Annotated in this window: 18 protein-coding genes; 11 read left to right on the top strand and 7 right to left on the bottom strand. The window is 72.6% G+C overall.

All coding sequences use genetic code 11. From position 1 onward, the window contains the following. Positions 1-49: 49 nt before the first annotated feature. Genes B0B15_RS02885 through B0B15_RS02875 form a run of 3 tightly spaced genes read left to right on the top strand, consistent with a single transcriptional unit; the run spans position 50 to position 2,299 of the window. The gene (locus tag B0B15_RS02885) at positions 50-1,327 is read left to right on the top strand and encodes an NAD(P)-binding domain-containing protein (protein WP_076673201.1); all 1,278 of its coding nucleotides are present in this window, start codon (positions 50-52) and stop codon (positions 1,325-1,327) included. Between the two features lies 1 nt (position 1,328). Then, positions 1,329-1,841, top strand: a complete 513-nt coding sequence (locus tag B0B15_RS02880) for a GNAT family N-acetyltransferase (RefSeq protein ID WP_076673200.1) — start codon at positions 1,329-1,331, stop codon at positions 1,839-1,841. A 56-nt stretch (positions 1,842-1,897) separates the two neighbouring features. After that, on the top strand, positions 1,898-2,299 hold the full coding sequence (locus B0B15_RS02875) for an arsenate reductase ArsC (RefSeq protein WP_076675105.1): 402 nt from the start codon (positions 1,898-1,900) through the stop codon (positions 2,297-2,299). 73 nt (positions 2,300-2,372) lie between these two features. Here the strand turns inward: B0B15_RS02875 and B0B15_RS02870 are convergent, their stop codons facing one another. Next, entirely contained in the window at positions 2,373-3,122 is a 750-nt protein-coding gene (locus B0B15_RS02870; RefSeq protein ID WP_076673199.1) for a DUF429 domain-containing protein, read from the bottom strand. A 229-nt stretch (positions 3,123-3,351) separates the two neighbouring features. Here B0B15_RS02870 and B0B15_RS02865 point away from each other — a divergent pair, with 229 nt between their 5' ends. Beyond that, the gene (locus B0B15_RS02865; RefSeq protein ID WP_076673198.1) at positions 3,352-3,717 is read left to right on the top strand and encodes a hypothetical protein; all 366 of its coding nucleotides are present in this window, start codon (positions 3,352-3,354) and stop codon (positions 3,715-3,717) included. A gap of 9 nt (positions 3,718-3,726) precedes the next feature. On the opposite strand, the gene B0B15_RS02860 is transcribed toward B0B15_RS02865, so the two are convergent. Then, a complete protein-coding gene (locus tag B0B15_RS02860) occupies positions 3,727-4,236 on the bottom strand; it encodes a hypothetical protein (protein ID WP_076673197.1) in 510 nt (169 codons plus the stop codon). 95 nt (positions 4,237-4,331) lie between these two features. On the opposite strand from B0B15_RS02860, the gene B0B15_RS15950 reads away from it, so the two are divergent. Next, a complete protein-coding gene (locus tag B0B15_RS15950; protein ID WP_083708830.1) occupies positions 4,332-5,219 on the top strand; it encodes a helix-turn-helix transcriptional regulator in 888 nt (295 codons plus the stop codon). A gap of 147 nt (positions 5,220-5,366) precedes the next feature. Here the strand turns inward: B0B15_RS15950 and B0B15_RS02850 are convergent, their stop codons facing one another. Continuing rightward, complete coding sequence (locus B0B15_RS02850) at positions 5,367-6,566, bottom strand: MFS transporter (RefSeq protein WP_076675102.1); 1,200 nt, start codon at positions 6,564-6,566, stop codon at positions 5,367-5,369. Positions 6,567-6,656: 90 nt separating this feature from the next. Next, on the bottom strand, positions 6,657-7,742 hold the full coding sequence (locus B0B15_RS02845; protein ID WP_076673196.1) for a citrate synthase: 1,086 nt from the start codon (positions 7,740-7,742) through the stop codon (positions 6,657-6,659). Between the two features lie 52 nt (positions 7,743-7,794). Between B0B15_RS02845 and B0B15_RS02840 the strand changes: the two genes are divergently transcribed. Genes B0B15_RS02840 through B0B15_RS02830 form a run of 3 tightly spaced genes read left to right on the top strand, consistent with a single transcriptional unit; the run spans position 7,795 to position 9,647 of the window. Beyond that, positions 7,795-8,970, top strand: coding sequence for a citrate/2-methylcitrate synthase (locus B0B15_RS02840; RefSeq protein WP_076675100.1), 1,176 nt, complete (start codon positions 7,795-7,797; stop codon positions 8,968-8,970). A 36-nt stretch (positions 8,971-9,006) separates the two neighbouring features. Continuing rightward, a complete protein-coding gene (locus B0B15_RS02835; RefSeq protein ID WP_076673195.1) occupies positions 9,007-9,255 on the top strand; it encodes a type II toxin-antitoxin system Phd/YefM family antitoxin in 249 nt (82 codons plus the stop codon). After that, positions 9,252-9,647: a type II toxin-antitoxin system VapC family toxin gene (locus tag B0B15_RS02830; protein WP_076673194.1), complete on the top strand. Its 396-nt coding sequence runs from the start codon at positions 9,252-9,254 to the stop codon at positions 9,645-9,647. The genes B0B15_RS02835 and B0B15_RS02830 overlap by 4 nt, the downstream gene beginning before the upstream one ends. 2 nt (positions 9,648-9,649) lie before the next feature. On the opposite strand, the gene B0B15_RS02825 is transcribed toward B0B15_RS02830, so the two are convergent. The 3 genes from B0B15_RS02825 to glp are packed head-to-tail and all read right to left on the bottom strand — an operon-like array spanning position 9,650 to position 12,084. Continuing rightward, complete coding sequence (locus tag B0B15_RS02825) at positions 9,650-10,066, bottom strand: YkvA family protein (protein WP_076673193.1); 417 nt, start codon at positions 10,064-10,066, stop codon at positions 9,650-9,652. 6 nt (positions 10,067-10,072) lie between these two features. After that, complete coding sequence (locus B0B15_RS02820) at positions 10,073-10,900, bottom strand: molybdenum cofactor guanylyltransferase (RefSeq protein ID WP_256334158.1); 828 nt, start codon at positions 10,898-10,900, stop codon at positions 10,073-10,075. Then, on the bottom strand, positions 10,897-12,084 hold the full coding sequence (gene glp / locus B0B15_RS02815; protein ID WP_076673191.1) for a molybdopterin molybdotransferase MoeA: 1,188 nt from the start codon (positions 12,082-12,084) through the stop codon (positions 10,897-10,899). The genes B0B15_RS02820 and glp overlap by 4 nt, the downstream gene beginning before the upstream one ends. Positions 12,085-12,359: 275 nt before the next feature. Between glp and B0B15_RS02810 the strand changes: the two genes are divergently transcribed. From B0B15_RS02810 to B0B15_RS02800, 3 genes are all read left to right on the top strand, one after another. Beyond that, positions 12,360-12,845, top strand: coding sequence for a DUF1990 domain-containing protein (locus tag B0B15_RS02810; RefSeq protein WP_076673190.1), 486 nt, complete (start codon positions 12,360-12,362; stop codon positions 12,843-12,845). Positions 12,846-13,131: 286 nt separating this feature from the next. After that, the gene (locus B0B15_RS02805; protein WP_076673189.1) at positions 13,132-14,100 is read left to right on the top strand and encodes a carbohydrate ABC transporter permease; all 969 of its coding nucleotides are present in this window, start codon (positions 13,132-13,134) and stop codon (positions 14,098-14,100) included. Beyond that, positions 14,100-15,041 (top strand): carbohydrate ABC transporter permease, encoded by a 942-nt coding sequence (locus B0B15_RS02800; RefSeq protein WP_076673188.1) that lies wholly within the window; start codon positions 14,100-14,102, stop codon positions 15,039-15,041. Before B0B15_RS02805 ends, B0B15_RS02800 begins: the two co-directional genes overlap by 1 nt. The last annotated feature ends 31 nt before the right edge of the window (positions 15,042-15,072 follow it).

Here is a 15,072-nt window from a genome sequence, read left to right as displayed (position 1 = left end):
GATGCGGGCACCATGAGGCATCGACAACCATCGATGCAGGAGGAGTCCCATGTCGACGCTCACCCTCACCCCGCGACCTCGCGTGACCGACCGGCTCACCACCCTCCCCGTCGTCGTCATCGGCGCGGGACCCGTCGGTCTGGCCGCCGCCGCCCACCTCGCCGACCGAGGAATCCCCTTCACGGTCCTGGAGGCGGCATCCGGACCCGCCGCAGCGGTGCAGCAGTGGGGCCACACCCGCCTCTTCTCGGCCTGGCGCGAGGTCGTCGACCCCGTCGCCCGACGTCTGCTCGAGGCGACGGGCTGGACCATGCCGGGCGAAGGGCGAGCCCCGTCGGGCCGTGAGCTCGTCGACGACTACCTGCGCCCGCTCGCCGAGCTGCCCGAGATCTCCGCCCACGTGCGTTACGGCGCCCGCGTGATCGGAGTCGCCCGTCAGGGCATGGACCGCACGCGCTCGCTCGACCGCGAGACCACGCCGTTCCTCGTCCGCACCGCCGACGGAGAATTCCTCGCCCGCGCGGTGCTCGATGCCTCGGGCACGTACGACTCGCCCAACTCCCTCCTGTCGACGGGCCTGCCCACCATCCATGACGCGCGCATCTCGCACGCCCTGCCCGACGTTCTCGGCCATGAGCGCGAGCGCTTCGCCGGAAAGCACACGATCGTCGTCGGCGCCGGTCACTCCGCCGCGAACACCCTCATCTCGCTCGTCCGCCTCCAGCGCGACGCCCCCGGCACCCGCATCACGTGGCTCATCCGAAACTCCAGCGCCGTGCGCGTGTCGTCGTCGGTCGACGACGAGCTCGTCGGTCGCGCGCAGCTCGGCGCACGCGTCGACCGTTACGTCGAGACTGGCGCCGTCGAGAAGATCGACTCGTTCGAGATCGGGCATGTCACCGCGCGGGAGGACGGCATCCGTCTGTCCGGAACGCGTCGCGGCGAGCCCGCCGAAATCACAGCCGATGTCGTCGTCAATGCGACGGGGTTCCGCCCCGACCTCGCGCCGCTGCGCGAGATCCGCACCGACCTGGATGCCGTCGTCGAGGCGCCGCGGCTGCTCGCGCCGCTCATCGACCCCAACGTGCACTCGTGCGGCACGGTCGAACCGCACGGCTTCCGCGAGCTGACGCACCCCGAGCACGGCTTCTTCCTCGTCGGGATGAAGTCGTACGGCAGGGCGCCCACGTTCCTCCTCGCGACGGGCTACGAGCAGGTGCGCTCGATCGTGGCGTGGCTCGCGGGCGATCTGGCCTCGGCATCCCGCGTCGAGCTGACGCTGCCGGCGACCGGCGTGTGCTCGACGGATGCCGGCGGGTGCTGCTGACATGACGCTCGTGCGCGCGTTGGAACGCACGGACTGGGCGGCGGTGGAGGACATCTACCGCGAGGGCATCGAGGGCGGTAACGCGACCTTCGAGACCGAGACACCGACCTGGGACGCGTTCGACCAGGCGAAGGCCCGGTTCGGACGTCTGGTCGCGGTCGATGACACCCGCGTGGTCGTCGGCTGGGTGGCGGCGTCGCCGGTATCGGCCCGTGCCGCGTATCGGGGTGTCGTCGAGCACTCGGTGTACGTGGCTCCGCGCGCGCAGGGTCGCGGGATCGGCGCCGCCCTGCTGCGCGCGTTCATCGCCGCGGCCGAGATGAACGGGGTGTGGACGATCCAGTCGAGCATCTTCCCCGAGAACGCGGCATCCCTCCGACTGCACGAGAGCCTCGGCTTCCGCGAGGTCGGTCGACGCGAGCGCATCGCGCGGTCGTCGATCGGCCCGTGGGCCGGGCAGTGGCGCGACACCGTCCTCATCGAACGCCGGAGCGCGATGAACGGTCGCGCGTGACCCCTCACCCCGCACGTCACCAGCCGTTCACCTCGACGGAGAAAGATAACCAGATCATGACCCGCCCCACCGTGCTCTTCGTCTGCGTCCACAACGCCGGCCGCTCGCAGATGGCCGCCGGCTATCTGCAGCAGTTGGCCGGCGACCGCATCGACGTGCTGTCCGCCGGATCCGCGCCCAAGGACTCGATCAACCCGATGGCCATCGCCGCGATGGCCGAGGAGGGCATCGACATCTCGGCGAACCAGCCGAAGGTCCTCACCGTCGACGCGGTCAAGACCTCTGACGCCGTCATCACGATGGGGTGCGGCGATGCGTGCCCGATCTTCCCGGGCAAGCGCTACGAGGACTGGGATCTCGACGACCCGGCAGGTCAGGACCTCGACGCCGTACGTCGCATCCGCGACGAGATCAAGGGGCGGGTCGAGGGGCTGATCGCGAGCCTGTCCGGGGAGTGATCCGCCGGCGTCGCGTGCGGGCGAGCTGAATCAGACGGCGCAGGAACCCAGCGGAGAGGCGCCGAGCCTCTCCTCAGCGCGCGATCAACGCCTCCAGCGGTCCCTCCGGCAGCACGACCCACCCCTCGCGCCGCGCGACGGCGAGCATGTCGGGGGCCGGGGCCGGGAAGAGACCCAGCGCTCCCGCGCGCGTGGCCAGCGCGGCGATGACCGCGTCGAAGGCGTCGGCCTTGCGGATCGCCGACGCGGCGAAGCCGCCGAGGTCGAACCAGGGTGCCCGCTCGCGCAACGCGTCGAGCAGGATGGCCCGGCGGGCGGCATCGACCCGGTATCCCGTCGTGTCGAAGCCCCATACGCGCAACGACCCGCCGGGGTAGACCTCGAACAGGCGCCCCTCGGCCGCGCGATCGACGGGGAAGTCCGCCGCGGCGAGACGCCGCAGCAGCCCCGCGCCGCGCAGGGCCGTGACGCCGAGCCGATCCGTCGAGACGCTCAGGGGCCAGCGCCCGATCCGCTCGCGCACGACGTGATCGGTGTGGCGATAGACGAGCGGGCGACGCCAGTCGGCGTGGCCCTCGACCGGCCCGAGCAGCGGGTCGGTGGCGGCGTGATGCGCGCCGACGAAGTCGACGAACGCGTCGGGCCAGCCGAGGGGGCAGTCCACGCCGAGCCATGCCTCGCCGGAAGTGACGGATGCCACGATGTCGGCATCCGTCATCCCGATCTCGAGGCGCTCGAGTCGGGCGGCGCCGCCGGACCAGATGATCTCCGCGAGCGCGGTACCGGGCGCTCCCGCGGCGAGGTCGACTCCGACGGTTCTCATCGGGAGGAGCCTAGGTCACGGCGGGGCGGCACGGGCGGGCGGGATGGCGAGGTGCGCTGTGCTCGCAGAACGGCGGCGATCTCGCAGGACCCGCCGCGGGGAATCCGAGGGCGCGGTCGAGCTGCGAGATCCACGTGCCAGGGCGCTTCTTACGGCGGGGCGCGTCAAACGGGATGCCGCGGCTGACAAGACATCGCCGATCCGCGCCATGACCTGGGAGGATCGACGCATGGCAGACGAGGATCTCCCCGATTCGCTCGAACCGGCGAGCGACGTCCCGCCGCGCGACGAACCGCCCGCTCCCCCGACCCCGAAGGGCGACCTTCGCGCCGTGTCGATCATCGCGATCGTCACGGGAGTGATCGTCGTCGCCTGGTACCTCTTCATCGCGACCGCGCGGACGATCGCGGAGATCGATCAGCTGCCGTGGATCCAGATCGGCATGTGGGTGCTCGCCGCCGTGTCGTTCGTGTGCGGCATCCTGAGCCTGAATGCCCGCATGGCGCGGGAGCTCGCCGCTGCGGGCTTCATCGCCGGGGTGGCCGCGGGTCTGCTGTCGATCTCGATCGGCTTCTTCAGCGAGCTGCTGAACTGAGGGTCAGCCCTAGCACTCCCGGCTGAGATCGGTCAGCATCCACGACCCGCTCGTGCGGTCGAGGTGCACCGTGCCGCAGTCGCCGCCGGCGTAGGTGACGTTGAGCACCACCTCCGTCGCGGTCTCCGAGGCGAGTTCGACGTCGACGTCGGCCGACATGCCGGTCGCGGCATACAGTGCCGAGGTCTGTGCGATCAACGTCGCGCAGTCAGCGATTCCGGCGCCGGTCGCGGCGTTGTACTCCTGGATCATGCGCTGCTGCAGCGGCTCGGTGAGGGCGCCGCAGGCCGCGACCGTGTCGGCCGCGCGCACCGCCGTCCACCAGGACTCGAAGCGCGCGACGGGACCGGGTTCGGGAGACGCGGTGGTGGTGGCGGCGGGGGCGGCGCTCGGCGAGACCGCGGCCGGGGAAGCGGAAGCGGAAGGGGCGGTTTCGGACGCCGTCGGGCCGGTGCAGGCGGAGAGCACGACGGCGCTGCCGGCGAGCGCGGCGAGGAGCAGCGGGCGGGGGGATCGCATGCCTCCATCCTCCGGCAGGCGGCTCGCGGGTGCCAGTCGGGTGAGGTCGGAGGGGCTGCGGAATAGCCGCACGGTGACACCGGTTCGCCAGTGACATGACCTCGCCGCATGCCCTCGAACGCGCCCTGTCGAGCATCGACGTGACGCCCGGACGGGCATGGCGGCAGCTCCTGGCGGCCGGAGAACGACTTCCGCTGGCCCGCGGCGTCGCGGCGCTGGTCTACCTTCGCGGCGGCGAGCTCACCGGCCGCGCGTCGCAGCGGTCGGCGTGCACGGTCGACGCTCCGTCGGGTGCGGCGACGACGCTCGACGGCGAACGGACGCTTCTCGCCGGAGACGCCGTCGTCTCGCTCGGATGCCACGGCCTCACCCTGACCTCACAGTCCGGCGCCGAGGTGACCGTCGTGCCCCTGGAGGTCGCCCCCACGAGCGACACCCGCGCCCTGCCGCCCGTCGTGTTCGTGAGCGAGTTCTCCCGCGCCGAGCCCGCCGCCGCCGGCCTGGCCGCGCATCTCGGCATCCCGGCCGCGGGGGCGACGAGCGGCCGTGACGGTGACGAGACGATCTGCAAGCTCATGGTCACGACCGTTCTGCTGTCGGCGCTGCGGGCCTGGGCCGCGACCGCGCAGGAGCAGACCTGGCCGCCCCGCACCGACGACCCGTTCCTCACGCGGGTGGTGTCGGCTGTCGTCGACGATCCCGGTCGCGAGTGGACGATCGACCACCTCGCGGCCCTCGGAGCCATGTCGCGGTCGGTGTTCGCGGCGCGGTTCCGGCAGGTGTTCGGCACCTCGCCCGCGTCGTACGTGACCGAGGTGCGCATGCGGCGGGCGAAGGAGCTGCTGGATGCCGGGACCGGCGTCTCGGAGACCTCCCGCGCCCTGGGCTACGCCTCGGACGAGGGCTTCCGACGGGCGTTCCGGCGTCACGTCGGCGTCGCGCCGTCGGCGTGGCGGGCGGGTCGACGCGGCGTCACCGTCTGACGCGGGCGCGGCAGCGCGCCGCCGCCGCTCCACACCCCCGGTCCCGCGCCGATTCGGGGCGCGATCCTGCGTTCGGAGCGCGAAAGCTCACGCCCCGAACGCGAGAATGCGCCCCGAACCCGGGGCCGACCCCGGCGTCACCGCGGCTCAGCCCCGCACGGACCGCCGCTCGCGCACCGACACCCCGAACAGCACAGCGCCGATCACGAGGAGCGCGATGCCGATGGCATCCACGGTCTGCACGCTCGTCGCGTCGACGAGGATGCCGCCCGCGCCCGCCGCGATCGTGATGGCGAGCTGGAAGCCGGTGACGACGAGGCTTCCACCGGCCTCGAGACGGTCGGGCATGCGGTGCCCGACCCAGGTGTTGACGATGATCAGCCACGACGAGAAGAAGAAGCCCCACACCGCCACGGCCGTCGCGACGGCCGCGATGGCCCCGGGCAGCAGCATGACGCCGGCGATCGCGAGCGCGATGGCGAGCGGTCCGACGACGGCGAGGCGGCCGAAGGCGCGGTCGACGACGACGCCCACCGCGAGGTTGCCGACGAAACCACCCACCCCGAAGAGGGCGAGCAGCAGCACGATCGTGCCGGCGTCGACGTCGGGGATGCGCTCGAGCGACAGACGCACGTAGGTGTAGGCGACGAAGTGTCCGAGCACGACGAGCACGTGACCCGCCATACCCAGGCCCACACCGGGCCGCCGCAGGGTGCCGAACAGGATGCCGAGGCTCGACGCTGCGGCCGGCGGCACCGGGGGCAGCGTCACGCGCACGGCGACGCCCACGGCCGCGGTCGCCACGGCGACGAGGAGGAAGGCCAGCCGCCAGTCGAGCGCCTCGCTCAGCGCCACGCCGATAGGCACACCCGCGACCGTGGCGAGGGAGAGTCCGGCGGAGCCGAACATCATCGCGCGACCGATGCGGTCGGGGCTCGACAGGCGGGCGGCGACCGTTATCGACATCGACCAGAACGCGCTGATCGCGGCCCCCAGGAGGAACCGGGCGACGAGGATCGCCGGGAGGCTCGGGGCGATCGCGACGACGAGGCTCGAGACGGTGGCCGAGGCGGCTGCGCCGATCAGCAGCGTGCGGCGGTCGAGCCGAGGAAGCAGCAGGCCGACGGTGGGGGCGAAGAGGAGCCCGGCGAGCGCGGTGACGGTGACGGTCTGGCCGGCCTGGCCCGCGGTGACGCCGAGCGAGGCGGCCATCTCGGTGAGCACGCCGTTGGGGAGGAACTCCGCGGTGACGAGCAGAAAGCTCAGCAGCATCACGACGACGAGCCCGCCGTAGCGCATCGTGGACGGCCCGGCGACGGGCGTGGGGACGGGAGCGGTGGTGGTCATGCTCCGATGCTCGCGCCGGGCCGCGGCTCGCGCCGGGCCGTTCGTCCGCGGCATCCGACCGATCGTCCGGGGTGGCTCGGCCGCCCGGGCTCACCGGGTCAGCGCCGGCCCCACGTACCGCGCCGCGGGCCGGATGATCTTCGGATCCCGCGCTTGCTCGAGCACGTGCGCGCTCCAGCCGATGGTGCGGGCGAGGGCGAAGGTGGGCGTGAACATCTCGCGCGGGATGCCGCACTGCTCCATCACCACGGCGGCGTAGAACTCCACGTTGGCCTTCAGGGGCCGCTCCGGATGCCGCGCGGCGAGTTGCCGCTCGGCCTCGGCCTGGAAGGCCAGCGCCTGCTCCACGCGCGGCCCCCCGAGGCCGCGCGCGACCTCGCGCAGGAGTTCCGACCGCGGATCCGCCGTGCGGTAGACGGCATGTCCGAATCCCATGAGGCGTCGCCCGGCGGACAGCTCCCCCGCGATCCATGCGGCCGGGTCGTCGCCCGCGGCGTCGAGACTGTCGAGCGCCCGCGCCGGAGCTCCGCCGTGCAGCGGCCCCGAGAGGGCTCCGAGCGCTCCGGTGAGACAGGATGCCATGTCGGCCCCGGTCGACGCGATGACCCGGGCGGTGAACGTCGAGGCGTTGAAGCCGTGGTCCATCGCCGCGACGAGGTACGCCGACAGCGCGCGTACGTGCACGTCGTCGGGGACGACGCCGGTCACGCGCTCGAGGTAGTCGGAGACGACGCCGCGACCCGCCGGCATCCGCTCCGATGCCGGGGCGAGGGCGAGGGGCGCGAGGGCGGCGAAGGCGACGGCCTCCTCCAGCCTCCCGGCCTCGTCGAGGTCGTAGAGCGCCGGGGAGCGGCGGATGGATGCCGCGAGCGTCCACACCGCGCGCAGTACCGCGAGCGGTTGGTCGCTGCGCGCGCGCACGGCGGCGATCAGGGAGGGCATCCGGTCGTCGACCTGCGCCGCGGCGATCCGGTCGGCGAAGGCGCGCGCGTCGCCGGGCCACGCGCCGACCACGAGCAAGTGCCACACGTCTTCGAACGTGCGGGTACGGGCGAGCTCGACCGCCGGGTGGCCGCGGTAGTGGTAGAAACCCGCCTCGCCGTTCACGTCGCTGATGGCGGTCTCGGCCGCCACGACGCCGTTGAGTCCGCGGGGCACATCGATCAGGTCGCTCATGCGCCCAGTGTGCGAACATGACGCCGACAGCGTCAACGTTGATCGGATCAAGATGTCTACTCCCCTCCCCCGCCTTTCCGCCGCCCAGGCCGCCGCTCGCCTGGGCGTGAAGCCCGAGACGGTCTACGCCTACGTCTCGCGCGGCCTGCTCGGCCGCGAGCGCGACGCGCGCGGCTCGACCTTCGACGCCCTCGAGGTCGAGGCGTTCGCGGCCGGCCGGCGACGCGCCGCCGCGCAGACGCCGGCCCACCCCACCACCGGGATGCCGCTGGGGGTGGTGCACACCGACATCGCCGACATCGAGGACGACGAGCTGCTGTACCGCGGCCGGCGCGCCCGCGATCTCGTCGACCGTCCGTTCGCCGAGGTCGTCGCGTGGCTGTGGGACGCCGGGCGCGTCGACGCTCCCGACCCCGCCATCGGGAGCGCGCGGGAGATGGTGGCGGCGCTGCCCCCTCATGCCGACGCCATGGATCGCCTGCGCGCCGCCCTCACCGGCTTCGCCGCCGATGATCCCCTCCGCCATGACACCGCGCCGGCCACCCTCCATCGCATCGGGTGGACGCTGCTGACCGGGCTCCCGGTGGCCCTCGGCGGAGACGCCGGCCCCGACATCGCGCTGTCGCTGTCGCGCGCGTGGAACGCCCCGGCATCCGTCGGTCCCGCCGTCAATGCGGCCCTCGTCCTGCTGATCGACCACGACCTCGCGGTCTCGACCTTCGCCGCGCGGGTGGCCGCATCGGCGCGCGCCGACGGGTACGCCGCGGTCAGCGCCGCCCTCGGTGCGGCCGACTCCCCGCTGCACATCTCGGCCGCGGCCCGGACGGCGCGACTGCTCGCGCGCGTGCGACGGGGCCTCGACCCCGAGCGGGCCCTGGCCGAGGCGCTGCAGGACGGCAACGGCATCCCGGGCTTCGGCCACCCGCTCTACCGCGGTGTCGACGACCGCGCCGACGCCCTGTTCCCGTTCATCGCAGTGCTTCCCGACGGGACGGCGACGATGGATGCCGTGCACCGGCTCTCGGAGGTCGTCGCCGCTCGCGCGCGCCTGCGGCCCAACGTCGATCTGGCGCTGGCAGCCTTGGCATCCGGTGCTCGGCTGCCCGAAGACGCCGCGAGCACGATCTTCGTCATCGGCCGGCTGGCGGGGTGGATCGCGCACATCGCCGCGGAGTATGGGGAGCCGGCGATGCGGCTGCGTCCGCGGGGTGAATACGTCGGGCGGTAGCGTCGTTCTAGCCAGGTATATGGCTAGGATGCCGTCATGATGTACAACGTCCTGGAGGCGCGCAACAACCTGTCGCGGCTGATCGCCGACGTCGAGTCGGGCGTCGAGGTCACCATCGCGAGACGGGGCGTGCCCGTCGCGCGGATCGTGCCGTTCGATGCGCCGGAACCGTCTCGGAACGCCTTCGCGACGTGGCTGTCGGAGAACCCGTTGACACCCGAGCTGACACGACCCGTCGAGGAGATCGAGGGGATCATCGCCGTGAGCCGGGTAGCCGGAGGATGATCTATGTCGACAGCTGCCTGGTGATCTACGCGGTCGAGCGCGGTGACGACCTCGGCGACCGCGCGCGCCAGGTTCTCACCGAGGCGGACTCACCCCTGGCCGCGAGTCCTCTCGTCATGCTCGAAGCCATGGTCGGACCGATGCGCGACGGGTACGCCGAGCCGCAACTGCGCATGTGGAGCGTCTTCGACCGGTTCGAGATGCTGCCCGCGGAGCCGGACGCGTACCTCCGTGCCGCACGTCTGCGGGCGAAGTACCCGAGACTGGGGACGGCGGACGCCCTCCATCTCGCCATCGCGCAGCGTGCGGGGTGCTCGCGCTTTTGGACGAACGACTCGCGTCTCGCCGCCATCGCGCCGGAGTTCGCGGTCGACGCGCTCACGTCGGCCTGACCTCAGCGAGCGGCACCGACCAGCGTCAGCAGGCTGCGCAACCCCTCGGGCGTGCCCGGCCAGTGCCGCTCGATCGCCGGCATCCCGGCGTGACGGATCGCGAAGCGCAGGGCGATGACCACCACGATCGCGTCGTCGGCGTAACCGATCACCGGCAGGAAGTCGGGGACGAGGTCGATCGGCAGCAGCAGGTAGACCAGCAGCCCTCCCAGCCACCACCGGGTGGGCCGCGGCACGGTGGGGTCGGCCGCCAGCCGGCGGATCAGTCGCACCACGTCGGGCGCCAGGCGCAGCACGGCGCGCCAATCGACCGCCTCGCCCGACCGCTTCTGCTGCAGCCACAGCACCGCCACGAGGGCGAGCCACAGGATCACGAGCCCGGCGAACACGCCGAGCACGATGACGAGCCACTCAGGCATCGCGGATCAGCGGTGCTCCCACCCGCGCGCCATCTCGACGACGGCGGCGACGGCGGCCTCGGTGTCGGCGGGCGAGCCTCCCGCGCGGCCTGCGACGAGACCGGCCACGAACGCGCTGAGGGGGGCCGCCGGGCGGGCGACACCGTTCGCGACGTCGCGGGCGAGGTCGAGGACGAGCGAGATGGGGATGTCGCCCTCGGCCAGGCCGAATCGCTCGGCCAGCGCGGCACTCCAGTCGTTCAGCGCCTCGGGCGGCAGGGTGCGGTTCTCGGTCATGGCTCCTCCTCGGGCTCTCCGGAGATCGTCCCACGTGTCGACGTCGCGCGTGTCGGTGGGCGGCGCCGGGATCGCCGTCACTGTGAGGCCGCCGAGCAGCGCCCGCATCGACGCGTCGCGGCCTTCTTCGGGGAGGCCGGATGCCGCTGCCCGCAGCGCCGCGGTGCGATAGCGGCCGATGAGCCACTGGCGTCGGCCATCGTCGAGACACACCCCGTCGGCCCCGGGCGGGAGCGGGTCGGTGAGCCGGCGGACGGCCGCGGCCGGTGCGGCGAGGTCGCAGGAGAGGACGTAGACCTCGTCGGCATCCACCGTCGGCAGCGCCGCGACGACGGCGGCGACCGGGCCGCCGAAGGGCGGATCCTCACGGACCCACTCGACGTCGAGCGCGGAGTCCAGCACCGGTGCGACCACGACGACGCGTTGCGCGCCACCTGTCCGGACGGCGTCGACCGCCGCGGCGAGCAATGTCGATCCGCCGACCTCGAACAGCGGCTTCACGGCGCCGCCCACGCGCGACCCGCGGCCGCCGGCGAGCAGGATGGCGTCGACGCTCACCACAGGGCGACCGTCACGAGGGCATCGGGGGCGAGATCGTCCTCGCGCGAGGGGATCACGGCCAGTCCCTGGGCCTCGCCGAGTCCCCGCGTGCCGCGCGGCGTCGGGGTCGCCCGCCAGCGTTCCGGGTCGGAGCGGTCGAGAGACACGGGCACGTACTGCGTCCTGCCCGGGCGCGCCCGCCACCCCCCGGCGAGCGCCACCCGCACCTGCGCGCGCCCCAGGTCGACGTCGCCCTCGAGCGCGCGCAGCGCCGGACGCACGAACAACTCGAACGACACCGCGGCGCTCACGGGATTGCCCGGGAGCCCGAACAGCAAGGTGCCGGCGGGGCTGCGTCCGAAGCCCTGCGGCTTCCCGGGCTGCATGCGCACGCGGTCGAAGCGCATGAGGTCGCCGAGGGTGTTCTTCACGACCTCGTACGCTCCGGCGCTCACGCCGCCGGAGAAGACGACGACGTCGGCCTCCGCCGCCTCGGCGGCGGCGATCGCGCGGCGCGGGCCGTCGCCCTCGTCGTCGACGCTCGTGCGCAGCACGACGTCGGCCCCGGCCTCTTCGGCGAGACCGGCGAGCAGCACGCTGTTGGACTCGGGGATCTGGCCACGTCGCAGCGCGACGCCGGGCGCGACGAGCTCGGCCCCGGTCGACACCACGGCCACCCGGGCGGCGCGCGACACCTCGACGGCGCCGACGCCGGATGCCGCGATCGCGCCGATCCGCGCGGCGGTCAGGCGCACGCCGGCCTCGACGACGAGGTCCCCCTGCCGTACGTCCGAGGCGCGGCGGCGGATGTGCGCGCCCGGCGCCCGCGGGGCGACGACGACCTCGACGGGCTCGAGGCCCCCGGAAAGCCCGCGCGCGGTCTCCTCGAACGGGACCACGGCGGTGGCGTCGGTGGGGACGGGCGCCCCGGTCATGATGCGGGCGGCGTCACCGGCATCCATCGGCGGGTCGAGGTCGGTGCCGGCGGGGAGGTCGGCGACCACGCGCAGGGTGCCCGGGGCGGTGAGGTCGCGCACGGCGAAGCCGTCCATCGCGGACGAGTCGAAGCCCGGCACATCGACCGCGGCCGAGACCGGATGCCGGAGCACCCGGCCGCGTGCGGCGGCGACGTCGCGGGGCTCGGGGGCGAGGGGCCGTACCGCCTCGAGGATCGCCGCGAGGTGCTCGGCGACGTCGATCACGCGGCGGACCGGGGACGGGACAGGGGCATGTGCCCAGCGTAGGCGCGGCGCCGCGGGCGGACGCGGGATTGCGGGCGCCGCGGGTACGAGCGAGGCGGGGCGCAGGCGCGCCAGGGAGGGAGTGCGCGGTCAGGGTGCCGCGGGTACAGGGAGGGGGCGGGCGCATCGGCGAGCAGGCGCTCGAGACGCGGCAACGGAGACCGGCGCCTCGAGCGTCGCGAGCGGCCACCCGCAACCCGGACCGGCGCGGCATCGCGCCCCGCTACCGTGAGCGCATGGACGACCTGACCTACGCGGAGGTCGGTGCGACCGCCGGCGAAATGCCCGCGAGCTACCACCATGTGCGCGCCCGCCGGGTGATCGGCCGCGGTCCGGACGTCTTCGCGCGCGCCGCCGATGCGCTGCTCGCGGGCGAGGCGCAGCGCCGGGCGGGAGCGCGGGTCGAGCTCAGCGAGACCCCGATGCGCGAGGGCACCCGCGTGACGATGCGTCTGGGGGTCGGCATCCTGAGCTTCCGCATCCCCTGCCTCGTGGTGTGGGCCGAGCGCACCGACACCGTGGCGGGGTTCGCGTACGGCACGCTGCCCGGGCACCCCGAGCGCGGGGAGGAGCGGTTCACGCTCACCCTGCGGCCGTCGGGCGAGGTCGTGTTCGAGATCGCCGCGTTCTCGCGCCCCGGCCGCTGGTTCACGCGCGTCGGCGCTCCGCTGGGGCGCCTCGTGCAGGCGTGGATGACGCGGCGCTACCTGCGGGCGCTCTGACCTCGGGGCGGTCCGCGCGGGGTGCGCGAGACGGCATCATCCGCGCGAGCGCGCGTGTCCCCCACCTCGGTGTGGTGCCGAGGCGTGCTCTCGCGGAAGGGATGCCGGCATCCCCGCGGGGGAGAACTGCTTATGCCACGTCCCGGGCGTCTTGGCAACGCCCTCGACCTTCTCCGACCACTTCTCGACCCTGGCGAAGCGCTTCTCGACGCCGAGACGGCGCGCGAAAGGAGAAGACAATGCGCGACATCATCCCCGGGTCCTCCGCCGCCGACCGGTCCTGCCGGTGACCGTCTCCTCCGCCCCTGCCACCGAGAGCGACACCGCGCGAAAGCACCGCCGACCTCCCCGTCAGAGGGTCAAGTACAACCGCCGCGAAGCGGTCGCGGGTTACCTGTTCATCTCGCCGTGGATCATCGGGTTCCTCGTCTTCACGGCGGGCGCGATGATCTACAGCCTGGTCATCTCGTTCTCGAGCTACAACCTCGCCACCGGCGCCGCGCGCCCGGTCGGGGCGTCCAATTACGCGCAGCTGTTCGAGGACCCGCGCGTGGCCGTGTCGCTGGGCAACACCCTCTTCTACGCCGTCATGGCGGTGCCGCTCGAGATCGCCTTCGCACTCTTCCTCGCGCTGCTGCTGAGCCGCGTCGGGCGTGGTGCCGGCATCTTCCGCACGCTCTACTACCTGCCCAAGATGACGCCGGCGGTGGCGACGGCGGCGGTGTTCTTCCTGCTGCTCAACGGCAACTCCGGGGCGATCAACCAGGCGCTCGGGGCCATCGGCATCCCGGGCCCGCAGTGGCTCGTCGACCCCGCGTGGGTCAAGCCGAGCATCGTGATCATGGCGCTGTGGACGGTCAGCGGCACGATGGTGATCTTCCTCGCGGCGATCAAGAACGTGCCCGTCGACCTCTACGAGGTCGCGCAGATCGACGGGGCGGGGCCGGTCCGTCGTTTCTTCTCGATCACCCTGCCGATGATCTCGGGCGCGATGTTCTTCAACGTCATCGTGCTGACCATTGCGGCGTTCCAGGTGTTCGACCAGGCGTACCTGCTGTTCTGGCGTGACCAGAGCAACGCCTCGCCCGAGGCCTCGCTCTTCTACGCGATCTACCTCTTCCAGCAGGCGTTCCGGCAGTTCAACTTCGGCTTCGCCGCCGCGATGGCGTGGCTGCTGTTCGTGATCATCCTGCTCATCACGCTCGTGCAGGTGCGCCTCGGCAACCGCTTCGTCTACTACGAGGGGGACCGCTGATGACGAACACCCTGCAGACCCCGGGCGTCGCCCAGGCCCGCCCCGAGCTCGCGGCATCCGCGGCTCGTCCCCCGCGGTGGCGCCGCGCGCTGAAGCAGCCGAGGACCCTCGCCGGCCGCGTCGTGCTCGCGGCGGTGCTGGTGCTGTTCGCGCTGCTGTTCCTCTACCCGTTCGCGTGGCTGCTCGCCGCGAGTCTCAAGCCGCGCGGCGAGGTCTTCGACAACGCCCTCATTCCCAAGACGTTCACCCCCGGCAACTACGCCGACGTGTGGAGTCAGCTGCCGCTGCTGAACTGGATGTTCAACAGCGTCGCGATCGCCCTGCTCGCCGCGACCACCGTGGCGGTGATGAGCTCGATCGTCGCGTTCGGCTTCGCCTACTTCCGCTTCCCCGGTCGCGGCCTGCTCTTCGGGCTCGTGCTGGCCACCATGATGCTGCCCGGCGCGGTGACGATGATCCCGATCTACCTCATCTGGAAGGAGACCGGGCTGCTGGGCACGTGGGTGCCGCTGTGGGGCATGAACCTGTTCGGCAGCGCCTTCTACATCTTCCTGCAGAGGCAGTTTTTCCTCGGCGTTCCGCGCGAACTGTTCGAGGCGGCGCGGCTCGACGGCTGCAGCGCCTGGGGCCTGTTCTGGCGCATCGCGATGCCGCTGTCGATCCCCTCGTTCATCATCGTGTTCCTGTTCGAGTTCCAGGCGAGCTGGAACAACCTGCAGGCGGCGCTCATCTACCTCAACGCCGGCAGCGTCGAGGACTTCACCGCCCCGCTCGGCATCGCCTACGCGATGACGAAGTACAGCCCCAGCGCGGGCGGGCAGGGCGACTACCAGTACGTCATGGTCGCCTCGCTCCTGGTGACCCTGCCGATGCTCATCATCTTCGCCTTCGGCCAGCGGTACTTCGTCGAGGGCGTCGCGACCCAGGGTCGCAAAGGCTGATCCCCTCCCCCCGTTTTCGAAAGGACCCACC

The organism is Microbacterium sp. RU1D, from assembly GCF_900156435.1.
In the GTDB taxonomy this organism is placed as follows: domain Bacteria; phylum Actinomycetota; class Actinomycetes; order Actinomycetales; family Microbacteriaceae; genus Microbacterium.
Note: the sequence above shows the minus strand (reverse complement) of the source record. Positions and strands in the feature narration are given on the sequence as shown.

Bases quoted from the DNA above. Each gene is read 5' to 3' on its own strand.
- B0B15_RS02875 (WP_076675105.1), top strand. From the start codon at position 1,898: ATGACCCGCCCCACCGTGCTCTTCGTCTGCGTCCACAACGCCGGCCGC.
- B0B15_RS02830 (WP_076673194.1), top strand. From the start codon at position 9,252: ATGATCTATGTCGACAGCTGCCTGGTGATCTACGCGGTCGAGCGCGGT.
- B0B15_RS02810 (WP_076673190.1), top strand. From the start codon at position 12,360: ATGGACGACCTGACCTACGCGGAGGTCGGTGCGACCGCCGGCGAAATG.
- B0B15_RS02885 (WP_076673201.1), top strand. From the start codon at position 50: ATGTCGACGCTCACCCTCACCCCGCGACCTCGCGTGACCGACCGGCTC.
- B0B15_RS02850 (WP_076675102.1), bottom strand. From the start codon at position 6,566: ATGACCACCACCGCTCCCGTCCCCACGCCCGTCGCCGGGCCGTCCACG.
- B0B15_RS02840 (WP_076675100.1), top strand. From the start codon at position 7,795: ATGTCTACTCCCCTCCCCCGCCTTTCCGCCGCCCAGGCCGCCGCTCGC.
- B0B15_RS02845 (WP_076673196.1), bottom strand. From the start codon at position 7,742: ATGAGCGACCTGATCGATGTGCCCCGCGGACTCAACGGCGTCGTGGCG.
- B0B15_RS15950 (WP_083708830.1), top strand. From the start codon at position 4,332: ATGACCTCGCCGCATGCCCTCGAACGCGCCCTGTCGAGCATCGACGTG.
- B0B15_RS02870 (WP_076673199.1), bottom strand. From the start codon at position 3,122: ATGAGAACCGTCGGAGTCGACCTCGCCGCGGGAGCGCCCGGTACCGCG.
- B0B15_RS02825 (WP_076673193.1), bottom strand. From the start codon at position 10,066: ATGCCTGAGTGGCTCGTCATCGTGCTCGGCGTGTTCGCCGGGCTCGTG.
- B0B15_RS02835 (WP_076673195.1), top strand. From the start codon at position 9,007: ATGATGTACAACGTCCTGGAGGCGCGCAACAACCTGTCGCGGCTGATC.
- B0B15_RS02860 (WP_076673197.1), bottom strand. From the start codon at position 4,236: ATGCGATCCCCCCGCCCGCTGCTCCTCGCCGCGCTCGCCGGCAGCGCC.
- B0B15_RS02800 (WP_076673188.1), top strand. From the start codon at position 14,100: ATGACGAACACCCTGCAGACCCCGGGCGTCGCCCAGGCCCGCCCCGAG.
- B0B15_RS02865 (WP_076673198.1), top strand. From the start codon at position 3,352: ATGGCAGACGAGGATCTCCCCGATTCGCTCGAACCGGCGAGCGACGTC.
- B0B15_RS02880 (WP_076673200.1), top strand. From the start codon at position 1,329: ATGACGCTCGTGCGCGCGTTGGAACGCACGGACTGGGCGGCGGTGGAG.